General features: G+C 72.0%; 20 protein-coding genes. 12 read left to right on the forward strand and 8 right to left on the reverse strand.

What is annotated here, in order from left to right:
* Positions 1-11: 11 nt before the first annotated feature.
* The 5 genes from ACYVOM_RS33305 to ACYVOM_RS33325 form a co-directional block, all read right to left on the reverse strand.
* Positions 12-773: a Mut7-C RNAse domain-containing protein gene (locus ACYVOM_RS33305; protein ID WP_460307539.1), complete on the reverse strand. Its 762-nt coding sequence runs from the start codon at positions 771-773 to the stop codon at positions 12-14.
* A 77-nt stretch (positions 774-850) separates the two neighbouring features.
* Positions 851-1,825, reverse strand: a complete 975-nt coding sequence (locus ACYVOM_RS33310) for a DUF2889 domain-containing protein (protein ID WP_460307540.1) — start codon at positions 1,823-1,825, stop codon at positions 851-853.
* On the reverse strand, positions 1,822-2,751 hold the full coding sequence (locus tag ACYVOM_RS33315) for a PDR/VanB family oxidoreductase (RefSeq protein WP_460307541.1): 930 nt from the start codon (positions 2,749-2,751) through the stop codon (positions 1,822-1,824). The genes ACYVOM_RS33310 and ACYVOM_RS33315 overlap by 4 nt, the downstream gene beginning before the upstream one ends.
* Positions 2,748-3,788 (reverse strand): LLM class F420-dependent oxidoreductase, encoded by a 1,041-nt coding sequence (locus ACYVOM_RS33320; protein ID WP_460307542.1) that lies wholly within the window; start codon positions 3,786-3,788, stop codon positions 2,748-2,750. Before ACYVOM_RS33320 ends, ACYVOM_RS33315 begins: the two co-directional genes overlap by 4 nt.
* An 11-nt stretch (positions 3,789-3,799) precedes the next feature.
* Positions 3,800-4,609, reverse strand: coding sequence for an enoyl-CoA hydratase/isomerase family protein (locus tag ACYVOM_RS33325; RefSeq protein ID WP_460307543.1), 810 nt, complete (start codon positions 4,607-4,609; stop codon positions 3,800-3,802).
* 143 nt (positions 4,610-4,752) lie between these two features.
* On the opposite strand from ACYVOM_RS33325, the gene ACYVOM_RS33330 reads away from it, so the two are divergent.
* Positions 4,753-5,400 carry a TetR family transcriptional regulator gene (locus tag ACYVOM_RS33330; RefSeq protein WP_460307544.1) on the forward strand — a complete coding sequence of 216 codons (648 nt, stop codon included), beginning with the start codon at positions 4,753-4,755 and terminating at the stop codon, positions 5,398-5,400.
* Here ACYVOM_RS33330 and ACYVOM_RS33335 read toward each other — a convergent pair.
* On the reverse strand, positions 5,397-6,548 hold the full coding sequence (locus ACYVOM_RS33335) for an aromatic ring-hydroxylating oxygenase subunit alpha (RefSeq protein WP_460307545.1): 1,152 nt from the start codon (positions 6,546-6,548) through the stop codon (positions 5,397-5,399). The genes ACYVOM_RS33330 and ACYVOM_RS33335 overlap by 4 nt on opposite strands.
* A gap of 79 nt (positions 6,549-6,627) precedes the next feature.
* Between ACYVOM_RS33335 and ACYVOM_RS33340 the strand changes: the two genes are divergently transcribed.
* From ACYVOM_RS33340 to ACYVOM_RS33360, 5 genes are all read left to right on the forward strand, one after another.
* Entirely contained in the window at positions 6,628-7,230 is a 603-nt protein-coding gene (locus ACYVOM_RS33340) for a TetR/AcrR family transcriptional regulator (protein WP_460307546.1), read from the forward strand.
* A gap of 98 nt (positions 7,231-7,328) precedes the next feature.
* Positions 7,329-7,655: a hypothetical protein gene (locus ACYVOM_RS33345; protein ID WP_460307547.1), complete on the forward strand. Its 327-nt coding sequence runs from the start codon at positions 7,329-7,331 to the stop codon at positions 7,653-7,655.
* On the forward strand, positions 7,652-8,077 hold the full coding sequence (locus ACYVOM_RS33350; protein ID WP_460307548.1) for a Zn-ribbon domain-containing OB-fold protein: 426 nt from the start codon (positions 7,652-7,654) through the stop codon (positions 8,075-8,077). Before ACYVOM_RS33345 ends, ACYVOM_RS33350 begins: the two co-directional genes overlap by 4 nt.
* Complete coding sequence (locus tag ACYVOM_RS33355; protein ID WP_460307549.1) at positions 8,074-9,258, forward strand: thiolase C-terminal domain-containing protein; 1,185 nt, start codon at positions 8,074-8,076, stop codon at positions 9,256-9,258. The genes ACYVOM_RS33350 and ACYVOM_RS33355 overlap by 4 nt, the downstream gene beginning before the upstream one ends.
* An 8-nt stretch (positions 9,259-9,266) precedes the next feature.
* The gene (locus ACYVOM_RS33360; RefSeq protein ID WP_460307550.1) at positions 9,267-10,694 is read left to right on the forward strand and encodes an aldehyde dehydrogenase; all 1,428 of its coding nucleotides are present in this window, start codon (positions 9,267-9,269) and stop codon (positions 10,692-10,694) included.
* Positions 10,695-10,737: 43 nt separating this feature from the next.
* Here the strand turns inward: ACYVOM_RS33360 and ACYVOM_RS33365 are convergent, their stop codons facing one another.
* The gene (locus ACYVOM_RS33365; RefSeq protein WP_460307551.1) at positions 10,738-12,219 is read right to left on the reverse strand and encodes a DHA2 family efflux MFS transporter permease subunit; all 1,482 of its coding nucleotides are present in this window, start codon (positions 12,217-12,219) and stop codon (positions 10,738-10,740) included.
* 99 nt (positions 12,220-12,318) lie between these two features.
* Here ACYVOM_RS33365 and ACYVOM_RS33370 point away from each other — a divergent pair, with 99 nt between their 5' ends.
* Positions 12,319-12,900, forward strand: a complete 582-nt coding sequence (locus ACYVOM_RS33370; protein WP_460307552.1) for a TetR/AcrR family transcriptional regulator — start codon at positions 12,319-12,321, stop codon at positions 12,898-12,900.
* A 211-nt stretch (positions 12,901-13,111) separates the two neighbouring features.
* Here the strand turns inward: ACYVOM_RS33370 and ACYVOM_RS33375 are convergent, their stop codons facing one another.
* Positions 13,112-14,266, reverse strand: a complete 1,155-nt coding sequence (locus ACYVOM_RS33375) for an acyl-CoA dehydrogenase family protein (protein WP_460307553.1) — start codon at positions 14,264-14,266, stop codon at positions 13,112-13,114.
* A 96-nt stretch (positions 14,267-14,362) separates the two neighbouring features.
* Here ACYVOM_RS33375 and ACYVOM_RS33380 point away from each other — a divergent pair, with 96 nt between their 5' ends.
* The 5 genes from ACYVOM_RS33380 (at position 14,363) to ACYVOM_RS33400 (ending at position 20,073) form a co-directional block, all read left to right on the forward strand.
* A complete protein-coding gene (locus ACYVOM_RS33380; RefSeq protein WP_460307554.1) occupies positions 14,363-15,526 on the forward strand; it encodes an aromatic ring-hydroxylating oxygenase subunit alpha in 1,164 nt (387 codons plus the stop codon).
* On the forward strand, positions 15,523-16,398 hold the full coding sequence (locus ACYVOM_RS33385) for a hypothetical protein (RefSeq protein WP_460307555.1): 876 nt from the start codon (positions 15,523-15,525) through the stop codon (positions 16,396-16,398). The genes ACYVOM_RS33380 and ACYVOM_RS33385 overlap by 4 nt, the downstream gene beginning before the upstream one ends.
* 157 nt (positions 16,399-16,555) lie before the next feature.
* Positions 16,556-18,076, forward strand: a complete 1,521-nt coding sequence (locus ACYVOM_RS33390; RefSeq protein ID WP_460307556.1) for a class I adenylate-forming enzyme family protein — start codon at positions 16,556-16,558, stop codon at positions 18,074-18,076.
* The gene (locus tag ACYVOM_RS33395; protein WP_460307557.1) at positions 18,076-18,807 is read left to right on the forward strand and encodes an SDR family oxidoreductase; all 732 of its coding nucleotides are present in this window, start codon (positions 18,076-18,078) and stop codon (positions 18,805-18,807) included. Before ACYVOM_RS33390 ends, ACYVOM_RS33395 begins: the two co-directional genes overlap by 1 nt.
* Before the next feature lie 48 nt (positions 18,808-18,855).
* Entirely contained in the window at positions 18,856-20,073 is a 1,218-nt protein-coding gene (locus ACYVOM_RS33400; RefSeq protein WP_460307558.1) for a CaiB/BaiF CoA transferase family protein, read from the forward strand.
* The last annotated feature ends 49 nt before the right edge of the window (positions 20,074-20,122 follow it).

The raw sequence follows: 20,122 nt of genomic DNA on the forward strand, positions 1-20,122 counted from the left end.
CATTGACACAATCATTGCGTCAATGCGCCGGGGTCATGTCGGGCGTTCGCTGCTGCGGTGATCTGTTGGGCCTGGGTGACTATCTCGGTCAGGTGGGCGTGGTGGGCGCCTTGCCAGTAGACCTTGGCGCAGGTGGTGCACTGGGCGAAGGTGTCGTGGGCGTGGTCGGTGTTGTTCTTGAGGGTGGGGCGGACTGCTTCTTTGGCGGCCTTGGCGAGGGGGCCGTTGCAGGAGACGCAGCGGGTCCAGGGGGTGAGGGGTGGGGCGAAGCGTTCGAGGATCTCGCGGAGTTGTTCCTCGGGGCGGGTGCTGTGGACGTAGGCGCCGGCCCAGGGTTCGCGGCGGCGGAGGAGGCCGCGGTCCCGGGAGAGCAGGACGCGGCGTTCGGCGGCTGAACGGGCGGCCAGGGCGGGGTCGCCGATGTCGGTGCTCTCGTAGGCGGTGTCGATGCCGAGCAGGCGCATCCGGCGGGCGAGGGTGCCGAGGTGGACGTCGAGGAGGAAGCGGAGCGGGGCGCCTTCGATCCGTTGCGGGCGGGAGACCGGGCGGACCTCCACGTGCTCGCCGTCGGCCGGGATGTGGGCGGTCGGCACCGTCCGGCCGTCGACCACGAGCTCGCCCACCTCGGTGAGGGGAACACCGAGGGATTCGACGACATGGCCGAGTGTGGAGGCGCCGTCGGTGACCACGGAGGTCGGTCCGGTCCGGCGTCGGGCGGGCACGAAGAGGTGCAGGCCGGGCGCGAAACTGAGCTGAATCTCCGGTCGGGTCACCGCCTCAGGATGCCATTCGTTCACTTCCGCGACCAACGCTTATCTCGGGCGCGCGCACCACGGCACGGCGCGGCCGGTCAGAGGAAGGGAAGCAGGGCGGGGACGTCGGAGAGGGTGCGGAGGGCGTCGTTGAGGTGGGTGCAGCCGTCGACGCCGGGGAGGGTGCGCGGGACGGTGGAGGAGAGGTCCGCCAGGGGCAGGCCGAGGAGGCGGGGAAGGGTGCGGACGGCCAGGGGGCATTCGGCGTAGGGGAGGATGCGGGGTTCGGCGGAGAGGGCGCGCACCTCCAGGGTGTCCGGATCGGCGACCGCGCGGAGGCGGTACTCGTGGACGGCGATGCGGCCTCCCTCCGGCACCGTGGTGCTGTCCTGGAACATCACGTCGATCTCGACGCCGTCGGGGGCGCGGATGACGTCGAGGCGGCGGGCCCGGCGGGCGGCGGGGCCGTCGTGGTGGGGCAGGTCGTGCCAGGCCCAGGGGTCGGGGCTTTCGGTGAGGGCGGGGACCGGGCGCTGGTTGGCGAGCTGGAGGCCGGGGGCCGCGGGGGTGAGGGCGCTCGATCCGGGCTGGAAGCCGGTGCAGACGCCCGTCATCGGCAGCGGGTCGGTGACGAGTCCGGAGGACGGGTCGGGCAGCCAGCGCGATCTGGCCATCGGCGCGACGAGGGAGGCGCCGCCCAGGTCGTCCAGGAGCAGGTGCAGTGGGGTCCGCGCCGCCTTCTCCTGCGGGAGAGTGCGGCCGATGAGCGCGCGCAGGCCGCCGCCCGCCCTGCCGCCGACGAGCGCGCCGAGTTCCGGACGCGCGGGGGCGGCCGAGATCGCGGTGATCGTCCGGGTCCCGGGCGCGAACCGCACGGTCAGCGCGTCCTCCCCGACGACCTCCGGCGCCTCCCCGACCGCCGCTGTCAGAAGATCCCGCGCCCTGCCGCGGGTGAGCATCGGCCCGTCGAACCCCTCGGGCCATGTCGTGTCCAGCGTCGAGGTCCGCCGGATAGACGCGGCCGCGCGGGCGGGCGCCGGGCCGAGCGGCCCGAGGACCTCGAACGCGCTCACAGGTCCAGCACCAGCTTCGCCGACAGGGCCCGCGAGACGCACGGGAAGATGACGTCCCCGGCGGCCCTTTCGTCCTCGGTGAGCAGGGAGTCGCGGTGGTCGGGCGTCCCGCCGAGGACGTTCGTCTCGCAGGACCCGCAGGTCCCTTCCCGGCAGGAGAAGGACGGCGCCACGCCTTCCCGCTCCAGCGCGCCGAGCAGGGTCTCGTCCGCGCCGACGGCGATGGTCCGCCCGGTCCGCGCGAGGTCGACCTCGAAGGCGCCGTCCGGCCCTGCGGCGGCCGTCTCGCGGGGCGCGAACCGCTCAAGGTGCAACCCGAGCAGCGGGTGCCGCGCGCACGCCGCCTCCAGCGCGCCGAGCAGCGGCTCGGGCCCGCACGCGTAGACGGCGGTCCCCTCCGGAGCCTCGGACAGGGCCGCGTCGAGGTCGAGCAGCCCGTGCTCGTCCTGCGGCCGGAGCGCGACCCGGTCGCCGCCGAGCGCCGCGAGCTCCTCCGCGAACGCCATCGACGCGCCCGTCCGGCCGCCGTAGAGCAGCCGCCAAGGCAGGCCGCGTCCTTCGACCTCGCGGATCATCGGCAGCAGCGGCGTGATCCCGATGCCGCCGGCGACGAACAGGTAGGCGGGCGCGTCGACGAGCGGGAAGGTGTTGCGCGGCCCTTCGATCTCCAGGGCCTCGCCGACGGCGAGCTTCCGGTGGACGTGCAGGGAGCCCCCGCGCCCGTCGGGCTGCGCCAGCACGGCGACCCGCAGCCTCTCCCGGTCGGCGGGGTCGCCGCACAGCGAGTACTGGCGGACGAGACCGGGCCCGAGCAGCAGGTCGAGGTGCGCGCCCGGCGCCCACTCCGGCGCGCCGCCGCGGGGCCGCAGCGTCAGCAGGCAGACCCCTTCGGCGATCTCCACCTTGCCGGTGATCTCGGCCTTCATCGGCCCGCCGCCGTCTCCACGAGCCGCGCGCACAGCTCCGCGCGCGGCCAGCCGCCGAGGACGAGCGTGGTGAGGCAGGTGCCGAGCCAGCGCGACTCGAGGTCGTCGCAGATCTTGTCGGCGGGGCCGACCAGCGCGACGTCCTCCACCATCGCGGTGGGCACCGCCGCGGCGGCCTCCTGCTTGCGCCCGGCGAGGTAGAGGTCCTGGACGCGGGCGCACTCCTCGCCCCAGCCCATCCGCTCGAACACGTCGAGATGGAAGTTCGCGCCCTTGGCGCCCATTCCGCCGACGTACAGGGCGATCGTGGGCTTCAGCTTGTCGGCCGCCGCCTCCACGTCCGCGCCTTCGACGGCCCAGACGACGCCCGCGACCTCGAAGTCGTCCGTGGTCCGCCGGGCTCCGGGCCGGGCGAACCCCTCGGCGAGCGCGGCCCGGTAGAAGTCATCGCTCTTGGGCGAGAACCACAGCGGGATCCAGCCGTCGGCGATCTCCGCCGCCAGCGCCACGTTCTTCGGCCCCTCGGCGCCCAGATAGACGGGGATGTCGGTCCGCACGGGGTGGACGGTCGAGCGCAGCGGCTTCCCGAGCCTTGTCCCGCCGTCGTAAGGCAGGCTGTAGTGCTTGCCCTCGAACCGCACCGGCTCCTCCCGCGCCCACACCCGCCGCATGATCTCGACGTACTCGCGGGTCCGCTCCAGCGGCCGGGGATACGGCTGCCCGTACCACCCTTCGACGACCTGGGGCCCGGACGCGCCGATGCCGAGCACCATCCGGCCGCCGCTCAGGTGGTCGACGGTCTGCGCGGCCATCGCGAGCGCGGTCGGGGTCCGGGCCGACATCTGGCAGACCGCGGTGCCCAGGCGCATCCGCCCGGTGCGCGCGCCCCACCACGACAGCGGGCTGATCGCGTCGGACCCGTAGGTCTCGGCCGTCCAGAAGCTCTCCACGCCGGCCTCCTCGGCGGCGGCGAGCCTGCCGTCGACGTCGCGGGGCGGGCGGGAGGTCCAGTAGCCGGCGGCGATTCCGATCTTCACGGGGATGCCTTTCAGTGGTTGCGGTAGACCGGCGGGCGCTTCTCCAGGAAGGCGGTGACGGCCTCCCTGTGGTCCCTGGTCAGCGCGCTGAGGATCTGGGTGCGGTTCTCCAGCGCGATCGCCGAAGGCAGCGAGGGCGTCTCCAGGTTCGCCCAGAGGACGTCCTTGGTCATCCAGACGCCGAACGGGGAGTGCTCGGCGATCTGCGCGGCCTTGGCGAGGGCGGCGGGCAGCAGCTCCTCGGGCGGGTGGACGGACGAGGCGAGCCCGATCTCCAGGGCTTCGGCGGCGTCGACGCGGCGGCCGGTGAGCATGATGTCGGCGGCCCGGGAGAACCCGACGATCCGCGGGAGCAGCCAGCTCAGGCCGACGTCGCAGGCCGACTGCCCGCGCTTGATGAAGGAGGCCTCGAAGGAGGCGCCTTCGGCCATGAGCCGCAGGTCGGCGGCCAGAGCGAGGGACATGCCTCCGCCGTAGGCGGGGCCGTTGACGGCGGCGATGACCGGCGCCCGGGTCTCCCGGAGCGCGGCGGTCAGGGAGGCGATGTGCTCCTGGACCCGCATCCCGGCCTGGACCCTGCCCTCGCCGTCGGCCGCGCCGGGCGGGACGCCGTAGCCCTTGAGGTCGATGCCCGCGCAGAATGCCCGGCCCTCGCCGGTGAGCACGATCGCGCGGACCTCCGCGTCCTCCCGGACCGACGCGAAAAGCCCGTGCAGCTCCTCGACGAGTTCGGCGCTGAGCGTGTTGAGCGACGCCGCCTTGTCGAGGCGGACCAGCAGGACCCCGGGGGAGGGCGTCTCCGTGCTGATGAACTGGGTCATGATCAGGCCTTTCTCGGACGGCCGGGCACTGCTCGAAGCCGCTCAATTATCCTAAAGGCGTTAGATTTAAAACTCAAGGCAGTAGGTAACCGGGGAGTCCATGGCCCCTGGTGCGGGCCGGGTGATCGGCTAGGATTCACCCCATGCCCCGTCCCCGTCAGCCGCTCATCAGCCGGACCGGCGCGGTGGCCGCGGCGATCGAGATCATCGACACCGAGGGCCTCGACGCGCTCAGTCTGCCGAGGCTCGCCCGGCACCTGAACGTCCGCGCGCCCTCGCTCTACCACCACTTCGCCGACAAGTCAGCGATCCTCGCGGCGGTCTCCGCCGCCGTCGTCGCCGAGACCGTCGTGCCCCGCAAGCCGGAGCCCGAGCGGTGGGTCGAGTGGTTCGTGCAGCTCAGCCTCAACCTGCGCCGGGCCGTCCTGCGGCACCGCAACGTCGCGCCGTTGCTGCTCGCCTACCCGCCGCGCGACATGCTCACCGACCTCTACGAGGACGCCGCCCGGTACCTGGCGGCCTGCGGCGTCCCGGCCGAGGTGCACGTCCAGATCCTCGACAGCATGGACACCCTGACGCTCGGCGCGTGCATCTCCGAGGCGGTCAAGCCCGCCGCCGCGCGGCGGGCCATCTTCCCCGTCGACGCCGAGCGCCAGCCCGTCCTGGCCGAGGCGATGGCCGCGAACACCTTCACCCAGGCCCGGCTGTACGAGGAGATGATCCGCAGCTTCCTGCACGGGGTGATCCACTTCGCGGCCGAGCGGAGGGCGCAGGCCGAGGCGGCCTCCTAGGACGTCATGGTCGCGACGTCCTCGGCCAGCACCTTGTGGAACATCTGGCCGGGCAGCTCGTTGCGGCCGTAGACGAGTTCGCCGACGCCCGCCCCGATGTTCCCGGTGATCGTTCCGGCCACGTGCCAGTCCTCGTCCAGGAGCGTCTTCATCAGCAGCTCCCAGTTCTTGTCGAAGAACCTGACCTGCCTTTCGGTCTCCGGCTTCGACGGGGACAGCAGCCGGATCGTCGTGCGGCTCTTGTTCGGGTCGTCGGGGTGCGGGGTGATCGTCCAGATCTCGAAGTGGTTCGGCTCGGTGACCAGCATCGTGCCGGGGTACAGCGTGTAGTTCGCGAGGGTGTAGTCGCGGACGTCCACCTCGTCGGGGTCCTTGCCGCGGATCTGCTCCAGCGTCTTGCGCGCGACGACCAGGCGCCAGGACTTGCCGTGCGGGTCGAGCGCGTAGATGTTGCCGTGCAGCAGGGGGCAGACGGTCGTGGTGTGCAGCTGGCACAGGTGGTAGCTGTCCTGGACGCCGTCGACGACGACCTTCCAGTTCATGTCCAGGTCGAACGTCTCGAAGCGGTGCTGGTGGGAGCCGCCGATCCCGGTCTGCTCCAGCTCGCGGTCGTGCTTGTCGCCGAGGATCGCCCTGATGTCGAGATCCTCGCCCGCGGTCGGGATCACCCAGACCAGCCCGTGCCGGACCTCGCACGGGAACTCGACGAGCCCGAACTCGGACTTGTCGAGGCCGGGGAAGTCCTCGGCGTGCGGCATGGCGCGCAGGTCGCCCTCCCGGCCGTAGGCCCAGTTGTGGTACGGGCAGTTGAAGATCCGCTTGCAGCCCTTCTCGGCGAACTCCACCCGGGCGCCCCGGTGCCGGCAGACGTTCGAGAACGCCTTGACCGAGCCGTCGTTCTGCCGGACGACCAGGAGCGGGGTGCCGATCAGGTCGGTGGTGATGAAGTCGCCGGGATTCGGCAGTTCGTCGGTGTGCGCGACGATGTGCGGATGCCGGCGGACGACCTCCACCTCGCGCCGGGCGAGGTCGGGGTCGTTGAAGGCGCTGAACGGGACCCGCATGAGGCCTTCGGCGTAGTCGGTGGTCCCGTTGTCGACGTGGGCCAGCAGCCGGCCGGTCAGCGAGAGCTTCTCGGTGCGATCCATGGCCGCAACTTATAGACAAAGTTCGTCATCTGTCTATAAGTCTCTTCGGGGTTGCGGGGAAGATCGGTATCGTGGCCGTATGACCAGGTCCACCCGCACCCGGCTGCGCGGCGCAGAACTGGAGGAGGCGATCCTTCGGGCCGCCGAGTCGTGCTTCGCGCGCTTCGGCATCGCCAAGACCACGATGGACGACGTCGCGCGGGCCGCCGAGGTCGCGCGGGCGACCGTCTACCGGTACTTCCCGGACAGGGAGGCCCTGGTCCTGGCGTCGGTCCGGCGGCGGGCGCGGCTGAACATCGAGCCCGCGCGGGCTCATATCGCCAAGTTCGATACGTTCGCGGAGAAACTGGTCGAAGGCATCTGCCACAACGTCCGGCGCGGGCGGCGCGACCCGATGGTCGACCGCCTCGTCTCGCCCGAGGAGATGGCGCTGGCGTCGTCGCTGCTCGGCGACACCGGGATCGCGGTCGAGCTGACGCACGCGCTGTGGGAGCCGATCCTTGAGGCCGCCCGGGAGTCGGGGGAGCTGCGGGCGGGCGTCGAGCCGCTGGAGCTGTCGGAGTGGATCTCCCATCTGGAGATCATGTTCATCGGCCAGTACGGCCGCGACGAGGCCTCGTTCGCCCGGTTCCGGATGATGATCGAGAAGTTCCTCGTGCCTGCGGTCGTCGCGTCTCCTTGAGCATTCCCGCAGTTCGAAGCCCGTTTCCGCATTGAGCCTTGCCTTAGAAAACCTAACGACATTAGTCTGATCGCACCCCCGAGGAAGGAGCGCCAGCCATGGCGGAGAGCGACAACGAGGCAGCGGAGTTCCGGGCCCGGTACGAGCGGCACACCCAGTTCGTCGTCGACGGGGACCTCAAGGCGTCCCTCGCGGACATGGTCCAGGAGAACATCCCCGCGGTCTTCGAAGGGGTCCGCACCCCGGGCAAGGACGTCAGCGCGCGGCGCATCGTGGACGTCCGCAAGGAGGGCGACACCTGGATCGGCGACACCGTCTACACCACCCCCGGCGGGCCCGTCGGGCTCCGCTCGATCTGGGAACTGCGCGACGGCGTGTGGCTCGCGGCCGCGCTGGAGAACTTCCCCGTCCCGGAGGAGGCGTGAGCGCGCCGACCGCCGAGATCCCGTGCGGGCCGGCCGACGACGGGCTCGACACCGCCTACTGGGAAGGGCTCAGGGCCGGTGAGCTGCGGGTCCAGCGGTGCGCGGACTGCCGCGCCTGGCTGTGGGGGCCGCGCCATATCTGCCCGCAATGCCATGGTTTCTCGCTGGGTTTCGAGCCCGTGGAGATGAGCGGGACCGTCTACTCCTGGTGTCGCACGCATCATCCCTACATGGCGGAGTACGCGCATCTCGTGCCCTATGTCTCGGTGGTCGTGGAGCTGCCGCAGGCCGGGGGAGTGCGGCTGCTCGGGCTGCTCGACGGAGACGCCGCAGCGATCGGAGACCGGGTGACGGGCTTCGTCGAGCACGTCGACAACGCCGCGTGGCCGCTGCTGCGCTGGCGGAGCGGAGCGGGTTCATGAGCATCTCCCCGATGCGGGGCGCGGCGGCCGTCGTCGGCGTCGCCGACCTGCACTACAAGCGAGGGCAGGCACCCGCGGGCGAGCACCGGATGGCCCTTGAGGCGATCCTCGCGGCCTGCCGCGACGCGGGCGTCGCGCCGCGCGACGTCGACGGGTTCGTCTCCTATGCCGGGGGCGACCTTTCCGGCCCCGTCCTCGGCGCGGACCTCGGCATCCACGAGCTGCGCTGGTCGTCGATGGTGTGGGGCGGCGGCGGGGGAGGGGCCGCCGCGGCGATCACCACCGCCGCCGCGGCCATCGCGACCGGCCAGGCCGAGTGCGTCGTCGCCTACCGGACGATGGCACAGGTCGACACCGGCCGCCTCGGCTACGCCCGCTACTTCTACGACAACCACTACCTCGCCCACGGCGTCGGCGCCCCCGCCCAGGTCTGCGCGCTGCGCACCCAGCGGATGCTGGAACACGACGGCGTGCCGGCCGAGACCCAGCGCGCGCTCGTCCTCGCCGCCTACCACCACGCACAGAACAACCCGACGGCCGCCGGGTACGGCAGACCCCTGGACGCCGACGCCTACGCCGCGTCCCGCCCGATCGTCGACCCGTTCCGGCTGTACGACTGCTCGCGCGAGAGCGACGGCGCCGTCGCCCTGATCCTCGTCTCCGCCGAGCGGGCCCGGACGCTGCGCGCCGACCCCGCCTACGTCCTGGCCGGAGCCCAGGGCGCGCCCGGCGGCTACTCCTCCCTCACCGAGAACGACGACGCCTACGCCACCGCGGGCTTCGGCGCCCGCCCCGACTGCCGGGGCGTCGCGGGCCGTCTCTTCGACGGGGCGGGCCTGCGCCCCGCGGACGTCGACGTCGTCCAGGTCTACGAGAACTTCAGCGGCTCCGCCATCGCCTCCCTCATCGACCACGGCCTCGCCCCGTCCGGCCCGGAGGCAGGCAAGGTCCTCACCTTCGAGAACCTCATCGCGCAGGGCGGCGACCTGCCCGTCAACACTTCAGGCGGCAACATCGCCGACGCCTTCGTGAACGGCATGGGCCTGGCCGTCGAGGCGGTCCGCCAGATCCGCGGCACCTCCCCGAACCAGGTCCCCGGAGCCCGCACCTCCCTGTTCGCGGGCGGGCCCATGGCCCCGCTCGTCAGCTCGGTCCTGTTCGCCCACGAGGACGTCCTGTGAGGAGCATGATGAACCGCGACACCCTGTACATAGGTGGCAAGTGGACCGCCCCGCGCGGCGGTTCCGTGGACGTCGTCGAGGCGTCCACGGGCGAGGTGTTCGGCCATGCGGCGCTGGCCGGCCCCGCCGACATCGACGACGCCGTGGCCGCCGCCCGCGCCGCGCTGACCGGCGGATGGGGCGCCCTGGACGCCCCGGCCCGCGCCGACCTCATCGACGCGTTCGCCAGGGAACTGAAGGCGCGCGGCCGAGAGACCTCCGCCCTGGTGTCCCGTGAGAACGGTATGCCGATCACCCTGTCCGCAGGCGCGAACGGCTTCGCCGCCGCCGGGATCATCGGCTACTACGCCCGACTCCTGCGCACCCTCGAATCCGAGGACGTCCGCCAGAGCGTCTTCGGCGGCCGGACGATCGTGACGCAGGGCCCGGTCGGTGTGGTCGCGGCGATCACCCCGTGGAACTATCCGCAGGCGTTGGCCGCGATGAAGCTCGGCCCGGCCCTGGCCGCGGGCTGCACCGTGGTGTTGAAGCCCCCGCCGGAGACGGCGCTGGACGCCTACGCCTTCGCCGAGGCCGCCGAGGCGGCGGGCCTGCCCGCGGGCGTGCTGAACGTCGTCCCCGCCGACCGCGAGGCGGGCGCGCATCTGGTGGCGCACCCGGGCGTGGACAAGGTCGCGTTCACGGGTTCCACTCCGGCGGGCCGGGCGATCGGCGAGGTCGGCGGACGCCTGCTGCGCCCGGTCACCCTGGAGCTGGGCGGCAAGTCGGCGTCCCTGGTCGCCGAGGACGCCGACCTCGACCTCTTCGCCGCGAAGCTCGCCGAGGTGTCCCTGCCGAACAACGGCCAGACCTGCCACGCCTGCACCCGCATCCTCGCCCCCCGCTCCCGCTACGCCGAGGTCGTCGAAGCCGTGACGGAGACGGTGCGCTCCCTCGTCATCGGCGACCCCCTCGACAAGGCCACCGAGATCGGCCCTCTGGTCAGCAAGGCCCAGCAGACCCGCGTCCTGGGCCACATCGAGGAGGGCAGGCGCAGCGGTGCCCGCCTCACCACCGGCGGCAGTGCCCCGGCCCGCCCCGGCTGGTACGTGGAGCCCACGGTTTTCGCCGACGTGGCCAACACCGACCCCATCGCCCGGGAGGAGATCTTCGGCCCCGTCCTGGCCGTCATCCCCTACGAGAGCGAAGACCAGGCCGTGGCCCTGGCGAACGACTCCGACTACGGCCTGGGCGGCACCGTCTGGACCGCCGACGAGGCCCACGGCATAGACCTGGCCCGCCGCATCGAAACGGGTTCGGTCGGCGTCAACCACTACGCCCTCGACTTCTCCTCCCCCTTCGGCGGCGTCAAGTCCAGCGGCCTGGGCCGCGAACTGGGCCCCGAAGGCCTCACCCCCTACCTCCAGACCAAGTCCATCTACCTCCCCACCCGCTGACCCGTCCCGGTCGTGACCACCCCACGGCGGTCACGACCGGCACTCACAGGGCCTCGGCACCCTTCTCGGGGTCGTTCGGCGGCGGCTTCTGCGGCGGAACGGCGGGCGGCGTCCTGCGCTCGGTCGCGATGAGCAGGAACGCCGGCAGCGTCGCGCCGACGGCGATGCCGACGACCCACCAGAAGGCGGCGCCGAACGCGTCGGCCTGCGCGGCAGGGGTCGCGGCGTTCTGGAGGTGGTGCTGCAGGATGACGGCGAAGGCCGCGACGGCGGCGGACCCGCCGAGCCGCTGGCCGACGTTCAGCTGGACCGTGGCGTCGGCGATCTTCAGCGGGGAGATGGTGCGGTAGGCGGCGGTGACCGCGGGGATCGCGCAGAGCCCGACACCGAAGCCGCGGACCACCATCATGACGCTGATGAGCCGGTACGAGGTGTCGTCGCCGAGGAAGGTGAAGGGCACCGAGCCCGCGATGCTGAGGAGGCCGCCGATCAGGGCCGCCCTGCCGCTGCCGAGGCGGTCGGTGAGCTTGGCGCCCGCGACCATCGCGGCGGCCACGCCCACGCCCTGCGGGATGAGCAGCAGGCCGGTGGTGACGGCGTCCTCCTGCCGGACGATCTGGAAGTAGAGCGGCATGAGGATGATCGCGCCGAAGACGGCAGCGCCGAGGCAGAAGTTGGTGAGGGACGCCGCCGAGTACATCGGGTTCCTGAACAGCCTGATGTCCATGAGCGGGGTGGCCGCCCGCAGTTGGTGGACGACGAACCCGGCGATCAGGGCGACGCCGATCGAGACGGCCCAGACCGTGGTGCCGGTGAGCTCGCCCTTGCCGCCGATCTCGGCGAGCCCGTAGGCCACCGCGACGCTGCCGCCGGTGATGAGGAGCACACCGGGGAAGTCGAACCGGCCGGCCTGCCCGCGGGCGTCCCAGCCGAGCAGCCTGACCGCGAGCAGGAGGGTGAGCAGGGCGAACGGCACGTTGAGGAAGAACACCCACTGCCAGCCGATGTGCTCCAGGATGAGGCCGCCGACGGTCGGGCCGATCACCGGCGCCATGATGGTGGGAACGCCGGTCACGCCCATGACCCTGGCCATCTGCTCGGGCTTGGCCGCCCGCATCGTGATCATCGTGCCGATGGGGACGAGCAGGCCGCCGGACAGTCCCTGCAGGGCGCGCGCGGCGATGAGCGACTCGGTGGATCCGGCCAGCCCGCACAGGAGCGAGGCCAGCGCGAAGACCGCGAGGCCCGCGACGTAGGTCTGGACGGCGCCGAAGCGGTTCGCCGCCCAGCCGGAGATCGGGATGGCGGCGGCCATCGACAGCAGGTAGGCGGTGACGACCCACTGGGTCGTGGCGAGGTCGGTGCGCAGTTCGCGGGTGAGCGTGTCCAGCGCGACGTTGACGATCGTCGATTCCAGGAACGCCATGAACGCGCCGAGTGTGGTGACGATGATCGCGTTGGTGAGGGCGGGGGGGAATCCCGGTCCTGTGGAGGGGGGTGGTGCCTCGTTCTCGACAGCTGACACGGTGGGTCTCTTTCCGTGTGGCGAGTAGGCTTACGTGGAATCCGGAGCGGTGCTCCAAAAGCATATGGAGCAGTGCTCCGCTTAGCAAGGTGGTGTGACATGACCGGGCCCCCGGAGGAGTCGACCCTGCGCGCCGACGCGCGCCGCAACCGCGACTCCCTGCTCGCGGTGGCGCGCCAGGTGATCGCGGAGGAGGGGACGGACGCCTCGCTGCGCAGCGTGGCGCGCCGCGCGGGCGTCGGCATCGGCACCCTCTACCGGCACTTCCCGACCCGCGAGGCGCTGCTGGAGGCGGTGGTCGGCGACGGCTTCGACGCGCTGCGCGCCCTCGCCGACCGCCTGCTGGCCGAGGAACCCTCGCCCCGTGCGGCGCTGGCCACGTGGCTGCGCCGGTTCTCGGCGAACTCCGGGGCCTGCCGTGGCCTGTCGGGGTCGGTCCTGTCCGGCCTGAACGATCCGGCCTCCGAACTCCACGTCTCCGCCGAGGCGATGCACCTGGCCGCGACCCGGCTGCTGACCCGCGCCCAGGAGGCCGGCGAGGTCCGCGCCGGCATCACGGCAGCCGACGTCATCACGATGTCGGCGGCCGCGGGCTGGGTCGCGCAGATCAGCGGGGAGGAGCAGTCCCGCCGCATGCTGGACGTCATCACGGACGGCCTCGCGCCCGCCCCTGAGGCTTGATGATCTTCGACTGGGTCTTTGCTCGCTGTGGACCGGCGAACGGGAACGCCCGCACGAAGCTCGTGAAGGCGCGAAGAAGCCGCGCAAGGGCCGAAGGGCCGGCCGACTCTGGCAGGGCGCCTTCGGCCAGACCGGCGCCGCCCGGGCCGAAGTCACCGCAGTGTCCGTCCGCGTGCCGACCTCACCTCCGCACGACCCATGAAGAAGCAGGTCAGGGGCGGGACAGCAGGTCTCGCTGGATGATCTCCTTCATGATCTCGTTGGTGCCGCCGTAGATGCGTTGGATGCGGGCGTCGATGAAGGCCTTGGCCACGGGGTATTCGAGCATGTAGCCGTAGCCGCCGTGGAGTTGGACCGCGGTGTCGATGACGTTGTGCTGGAGGTCGGTGGTCCAGAGTTTGGCCTTGGCGGCGTCTACGGCCGTCAGGGTGCCGGTGTTGTGGGCCTGGACGCAGCGGTCGGTGTAGGCGCGGGAGACGTCGAGGGCCGTGGCGAGTTCGGCGAGTTGGAAGGCGGGGGCCTGGAAGTCGGCGATGCGCTGGTTGAAGGCGCGCCGCTGCTTCACGTAGTCGACGGTCCAGGACAGGACGGTCTCGGCGGAGAACTGGGCGGACAGGGCGATGCCGAGGCGTTCCAGGGGGAGGCTCTGCATCAGGGCGGGGAGGCCTTCGCCGACGGAGCCGAGGAGGGCGTGGGCGGGGAGGCGGGCGTCGGTGAAGAAGAGTTCGGCGGTGTCCTGGGCGTGCAGGCCGACCTTGTCGAGTTTGCGGCCGCGGGTGAAGCCCGGGGTGCCGGTCTCGACGACGAAGAGGGAGAAGCCGCGCGAACCGGCCTCCTCGTCGGTCTTGGCGAAGACGATCACCAGGTCGGCGAGGATGCCGTTGGTGATGAAGGTCTTGGAGCCGTTGAGGAGCCAGCCGTCGCCGTCGCGGACGGCGGTGGTGCGGATGCCGCGCAGGTCGCTGCCCGCGGCGGGCTCGCTCATCGCGATGGCGCCGATGGTCTCGCCGGTCGTGAAGCCGGGCAGCCAGCGCGTGCGCTGGTCGGCGTTCGCGTGGCGCAGCAGGTAGTTCAGAGCGATGTCGTCGTTGGTGGTGAAGCCGGACTGGAGCGAGGCGGCCCCGGCCCGGGCGATCTCCTGCTGGACGACCGCGCGGAAGCGGTAGTCGGTGACGCCCGCGCCGCCGTACGACTCGGGCACCGAGAGGCCGAGGAGGCCTTGTGCGCCGGCCTCCTTCCAGGTCTCGCGGTCGATGATCCGCTCCTCGTCCCACCGCGCCATGTTCGGCTCGACCTGCCGCTTGACGAACTCTGCGACCGTCTGCCGGTAGGCCTCGTGGTCGGCTTCGAACAGTTCGCTCTCCATGGGCGCTCCTTCTCGAATCAGGTTCGGGTCTTCCCCCATTAATCTAATGAGAGTAGGTTTACCGGCACAAGAGCCGAGCTGAAGTAAGGGGCTGACATGGCACGCGACGAGCGGGGCGGCCGGATCGAGCGGCTGCTCGACCTCCTGCGCGAGGACGACACCGACAAGTTCGAGGACGTGGAGCCCTTCGGCGCGCGGGAGTTCACGGACCCCGAGATCGCCAGGCGGGAGCGGGAGATGATCTTCGGCCGGGTGCCGTCGATCGTCGCGCACTCGGCTGAGATCGCGAAGCCCGGGGCGTTCGTCACCGTGCAGCTGCCGCGCAACAAGGTGATCGTGGTGCGGCAGCGCGACGGGGGAGTGAAGGCGTTCGTCAACGCCTGCCGCCACCGGGGCGCGCTGCTGGAGGAGCAGCCTTCAGGGCAGTGCCGGATCTTCTCCTGCGGCTACCACCGCTGGTCCTACGACACCGACGGCAGTCTCCGCACGGTCACGTACGATCACACGTTCGGCGAGGTAGACAAGGCGAAGGCGGGCCTGATCGAACTGCCGGCCGAGGAGCGCCACGGGTTCGTCTGGATGGTCGACAAGGCGGGCGCGCCGATCGACGTCGCCGCCTGGCTCGGCCCGGAGATGGACGCGATCCTCGCCTCCTACGACCTCGGCAGCCTCCTGACGTACCAGGCGGAAGGCTTCGACGAGCCCGTCAACTGGAAGGTCATGCAGGACGCCTTCCTCGACGGCTACCACATCAAGTACGCCCACCCGAACACCGCCGGGAAGATCATCCACACGAACGTGCTGGCCGTCGAGGACTACGGCGCGCACGCCCGCTTCCTGTCGCCGCGCAAGAGCATCGACCGGTACCTGGAGGAGGACCCCGGCGACGCCGACCTCGGCCGGCACGTCACCGAGTCGCACTTCCTCGGCCCGAACAGCACCCTGCTGCGCCAGCCCGACCACTACCAGCTGCTGACGTTCCGCCCGCATCCGAGCGATCCGGGCCGCAGCCGGATGGAGATGCGCGTGATGGTCCCCGGCGTCGAGGCGTCCGGGCTGCCGCCCGAGGTCTGGGAGAAGCGCTGGGCGAAGAACTGGCAGATCCTCCTCGACGTCCTGCACGCCGAGGACTTCCCGCTGCTGCGCGCCAGCCAGGAGGCGCTGGGCAGCGCGGACGCGGGTGGCATGCTGCTCGGCCGCAACGAGGTGATCAACCAGATCTTCCACCGCCAGGTCCGCGCGCTCACGGCCGACCTGTGATCCGCGCGGAGTGGCGCGCACGGCTCGACGGCGAGGACCTCGCCGAGGCGCGTGAGCTGGCGGGCCGCTGCGCGGACTTCGACGCGGAGGCGGGCTTCACCGGTGTCGAGGCGCATCGCGTCGCCGGTCCCGGCCCGCATCTGCTGGTCCGCAGGGAGGCCGACGCATCCCTCGTCGCCTACGCCTGCTTTCCACCGGACGACGGGGACGGGCGGTTCGTCGTCCGTCCCGATTTCCGCTCCACCGGGGTGGCGACCGCGCTGCTGGAACTCCTCGGCACGGACGCCTCGGCCTGGCCGGTGCCCGGTCCGGTCGGGGGCTGGGCGGACGGCCACCATCCGGCCGCCGAACGCCTGGCCCGCCGCTTCGGCCTCGCCGAGACCGGCCGGATCTGGCGGACCCTGCGCCCACTGACCGGCCCTTATGCCCGCCCGCTGCCGGAGCCCGTCGGCGCGCTGACGCTCACCGAAGCGGCCCCGCCCAAGGAGGCCCTGCGCCTGTGGGAGGAGTCCGGCCTGCCCGCGCGCTACCGGCCCCCCGTGGAAGGGGCGGTCCTCGACGGCTCGGCCCGGCTCGTCTTCGCGGCGGGCCCGGGCGGCGGGCTCGTCGGCTACGCCTGGCTCGACCGCAGGCTCCGCCGGGTCGAGGGGCTGCACACGGGGACGCTCCGCGCCGTCGTGCCCGCCGCGCGCGGGCGCGGCACGGGGCTCGCCCTGGCCTCCGGCGCGCTGGCGCTGTTGCGCGCCGAGGGGGCCCGGGCCGCGGAGGCCAGGGTGGACCCCGCGCTGCCGCGCGTGGTGCGGATGAGTCGTCTGCTCGGCTTCGAACGGACCCAGGATGACGTCCGCTACGGCCTCAAAACGTCCATCTAGCAGGTAATTCGCAGTTCAAACCGATCTGAGTCTTGCGCCCTGAGGCTAACGGCTTTAGATTAATCGACATGTGAGGCAGGGCACACCGGCCCGCCGCGGGAGGAGCCGCGGCGGCGCGCGAGCCCGCCCATCGACAGCACAATCGGAAGGTCGCCCCATGAGCGGAACCGTCAACGACGCGCTCGTCTTCTGGTCGAGGATCAACCCGGACAAGGTAGCCATCGACTTCGACGGCGACGCCGTCACCTACCGCGAACTGTCCTCCTGGGCGGACGGCAGCGCCGCGAAGCTCGCCGCCGAGGGCGTCCGCGCCGGAGACAGGGTCGCGCTGCTGGGCGGCAACAGCCTGGAGTGGACCGCGGCGGCCCTGGGCGCGTGGCGGCTCGGCGCGATCGTAGCCCCCTTCAACCAGCGGATGCTCGCCCGCGAGCTGACGGCCCTGGTCGAGGACTGCGAGCCCGCCGTCGTCTACGGCGACGCGGCTTTCACCGATCGCCTCCGGGAGGTCCACGAGGCGTCCCCGACCTTCGGGATCGGCGTCCTGCAGGACCTCACCGCGTTGCGCCGCGCCGACAACGCGCCGGTCACCGCCCCGATCGCCGACCGCGACGACGTCACCGCGATCATCTTCACCAGCGGCACGACCGGACGGCCCAAGGGCGTCATCTTCAGCCACGCCACCATCGGCGGGATGACCCACGAGTGGTCGCTCATCGAGCCCGTGCCGCCGAACGAGCTCAAGCAGCTCCTGGTGCTCCCGCTGTTCACCGCGGCGGGTGTCATCTGGGCGCTGGCCCGGGTGCTCATCAACGGCGGCACGCTGTTCCTCCAGCCGGCCTTCGACCCGCCCCGCGCGGTCGAGGTCGCCGCGGCGAACCGCGTCACCACGATCATGGGCCCGCCGATCATCTTCCAGGGCATCGCCGCCGCGCCCGGCTTCGCCGAGGCCGACCTGTCGAGCGTCGTCACCGCGCACGTCGGCGGGGCCCGGGTGCCGGTGGAGCTGCTGCGCGCCTGGCAGGCCAAGGGCGTGCTGCTGCGCCAGATCTACGGGCAGACCGAGATCGGCGGCTCGGCCACCGTCATGCCGCGCGACCTGGCCGCCGACCACCCCGAGAAGTGCGGCCGCGGCGGCATCTTCACCAAGGTCCGCGTCGTCGACCCCGAAGGCAAGGACTGCCCTGCGGGCACCCCCGGCGAGATCATCCTGCGCGGCCCGGCCATGATGCCCGGTTACTGGCGCAACGAGGAGGCCTCCAAGGCCGCCCTCCGAGACGGCTGGCTGCACACGGGAGACATGGGGGTCCTCGACGAGGACGGCTACCTCACCTTCGTCGACCGCATCAAGGACATGATCATCTCCGGCGGCCTCAACATCGCGCCGCTGGAGATCGAGAACGTGCTGAACGAGCTGCCCGGCGTCCAGGAGGTGTCCGTCATCGGCGTGCACGACGCGAAGTTCGGCGAGACGCCCGCGGCCCTCATCAAGACGACGGCGCGGCTCACCGAGGCCGAGGTCATCGCGCATTGCAACGCCCGCCTCGCCGACTACAAGGTGCCCCGCTACGTAGTCTTCGTAGAGGGCGAGTTCCCGCGCATGGCCAGCGGCAAGATCGCCAAGCGGGAGCTGCGCGACACCTACCGCGACGTGCCCGAGACGCACGAGAAGGTCCGCTGATGCCCGTCGCCGTGGTGACCGGGGGAGGCCGCGGCATCGGCGCGGCGATCAGCCGTCGTCTGGCCGGCGACGGATACGCCGTCGCCGTCAACTACGCGCGCGGCAGGGACGCCGCCGAAGCCGTCGTCGCGGAGATCGAGGCGGCGGGCGGCAAGGCCGTCGCGATCGGCGCCGACGTCGCGGTCCCCGAGGAGGCCGCGGCGCTCATCGCCGAGGCGACGGAGCTGCTCGGCACCCCGACGGTCCTGGTGAACAACGCGGGCGTCAACCACAGCGGGAGCGCGCGCAGGCAGCCTCCCGAAGAGTGGGACCGCGTCCTGGCCGTCAACCTCCACGGCGCCTACTACTGCACGCACGCGGCGCTTCCCGGCATGTACGGGGAGGGCCGGGGGCGCGTCGTGTTCCTCGGCAGCCCCAGCGGCGGCCGGGACATCGTCCCCACGATGAGCGCGTACGCCGCCGCCAAGGCGGGCCTCGTGGCGATGGCCAAGGTCATCGCCAAGGAGACCGCCCGCAGGGGCATCACCGTGAACACGGTCGTGCCCGGCTTCGTGGAGACGGAGATGACGCGCTCCGCCGGGGACAAGGCCCTCGGCAACCTCAAGGCGACGTGGCCGCCGATCCCCGCGGAGGCCGTCGCCAAGACCGTGTCGTTCCTGGTGTCGGACGAGGCCGCGCACGTCTCCGGTGAGGAGATCGGCGTGTGGCTCGGCGGTCCGGTCTCGGCCTGACCGCCCGCGGAAGATCCGGCACCCCTGACCACTGCTTGGGAGATCAGTATGAGCGGTTATCCGATGCTCGCCGGGCTGCGGATCCTCGAGGTCGCGCAGCTCGCGCCCTCGTCCGTCGGCGGCCACCTCGCCGACCTCGGCGCGGAGGTCCTCAAGGTGGAGTCGGGGCCGCTCGGCGACCCCGTCCGGGTCGGCGGCGCGCTGGCCGTCGGCGGCCCGGACGGGCCGGCGTTCATGCACCTGCGCTGGAACCGCGGCAAGAAGAGCGTCCGCCTCGACCTGCGCTCGGCCGAGGGCAAGGAGGCGTTCCTGAAGCTCGCCGAAGCCAGCGACGCCGTCATCGAGGGCACCCGCGCGGGCTACCTCGACTGGCTCGGCCTCGGCCACGCCGTCCTCGCCGAGCGCAACCCGGCGATCGTGCTGTGCTGCGTGTCCGGCCTCGGCTCCGACGGCCCGTACCGGCGGCTCGGCTCCGGCGGCCCCGTCTTCGACGCCTACGCCGGGCTCCGCGACGTCGCCACCCCCGAGGAGCCGCCGACCCGCGGTATGGCGGGCGCGACCACCCCGTCCATCGCGATGTACGCGCTCGGCGCCTACGGGGCCATGGGCCTGCTCGCCGCGGTGCACGAGGCGCGGACCACCGGGCGCGGGCGGCAGATCGAGATCGCCGGGATCGACGTCGCCGCCACCTGGATCCCCGACGAGATCGACGCCGCCCTCAACACCGGCCGCACCGTTCCGCGCGACGGCTGGCTCCCCGACGGACGCCTCCCCGACTGGCCCCGCCTTGAGGCCTACCGCACCAAGGACGGCGCCGCCATTCTCATGGGCGCGCACGTGGAGAAGTTCTGGCGCAACTTCTGCCACGCCGTCGAGCGCCCCGACCTGCTGGACATCGACCTGTCGTCCGCCGACGAGGGCGCGCCCGCCCGCGCCGAGAAGGTCTGGCGGGAGCTGCGCGGGATCTTCGCCGAGCGCACCCGCGCCGAGTGGACCGAGCTGTTCCTCGCCCACGACGTCGCGGGCGGCCCCGTCAACACCTTCGCCGAACTCGTCGAAGACCCCCACTACAACGCCCGCGCCACCACCTACACCGTCACCGACGCGACCCTCGGCGACCTCCGCCTGCCCGCCTCCGCCATCCACCTCCCCGGCGAGGACTTCGCCCCCGCCCTGGCCCCCGACCTCGGCGCGGACACCGAAGCCGTGCTCCGCGACATCGCGGGCTACCCCGCCGAGGAAGCCGCCCGGCTCGCCGGGAACTGACCCCCGTCCCGCCGACCCACCCGTCTGACCCACCCCAGGGCGTGCCGCG

The sequence above is a fragment of the Actinocorallia aurea genome (genome assembly GCF_054783995.1).

Bases quoted from the DNA above. Each gene is read 5' to 3' on its own strand.
- ACYVOM_RS33345 (WP_460307547.1), top strand. From the start codon at position 7,329: ATGGCGGAGAGCGACAACGAGGCAGCGGAGTTCCGGGCCCGGTACGAG.
- ACYVOM_RS33395 (WP_460307557.1), top strand. From the start codon at position 18,076: ATGCCCGTCGCCGTGGTGACCGGGGGAGGCCGCGGCATCGGCGCGGCG.
- ACYVOM_RS33370 (WP_460307552.1), top strand. From the start codon at position 12,319: ATGACCGGGCCCCCGGAGGAGTCGACCCTGCGCGCCGACGCGCGCCGC.
- ACYVOM_RS33315 (WP_460307541.1), bottom strand. From the start codon at position 2,751: ATGAAGGCCGAGATCACCGGCAAGGTGGAGATCGCCGAAGGGGTCTGC.
- ACYVOM_RS33375 (WP_460307553.1), bottom strand. From the start codon at position 14,266: ATGGAGAGCGAACTGTTCGAAGCCGACCACGAGGCCTACCGGCAGACG.
- ACYVOM_RS33360 (WP_460307550.1), top strand. From the start codon at position 9,267: ATGAACCGCGACACCCTGTACATAGGTGGCAAGTGGACCGCCCCGCGC.
- ACYVOM_RS33400 (WP_460307558.1), top strand. From the start codon at position 18,856: ATGAGCGGTTATCCGATGCTCGCCGGGCTGCGGATCCTCGAGGTCGCG.
- ACYVOM_RS33380 (WP_460307554.1), top strand. From the start codon at position 14,363: ATGGCACGCGACGAGCGGGGCGGCCGGATCGAGCGGCTGCTCGACCTC.
- ACYVOM_RS33325 (WP_460307543.1), bottom strand. From the start codon at position 4,609: ATGACCCAGTTCATCAGCACGGAGACGCCCTCCCCCGGGGTCCTGCTG.
- ACYVOM_RS33330 (WP_460307544.1), top strand. From the start codon at position 4,753: ATGCCCCGTCCCCGTCAGCCGCTCATCAGCCGGACCGGCGCGGTGGCC.
- ACYVOM_RS33335 (WP_460307545.1), bottom strand. From the start codon at position 6,548: ATGGATCGCACCGAGAAGCTCTCGCTGACCGGCCGGCTGCTGGCCCAC.
- ACYVOM_RS33355 (WP_460307549.1), top strand. From the start codon at position 8,074: ATGAGCATCTCCCCGATGCGGGGCGCGGCGGCCGTCGTCGGCGTCGCC.
- ACYVOM_RS33340 (WP_460307546.1), top strand. From the start codon at position 6,628: ATGACCAGGTCCACCCGCACCCGGCTGCGCGGCGCAGAACTGGAGGAG.
- ACYVOM_RS33390 (WP_460307556.1), top strand. From the start codon at position 16,556: ATGAGCGGAACCGTCAACGACGCGCTCGTCTTCTGGTCGAGGATCAAC.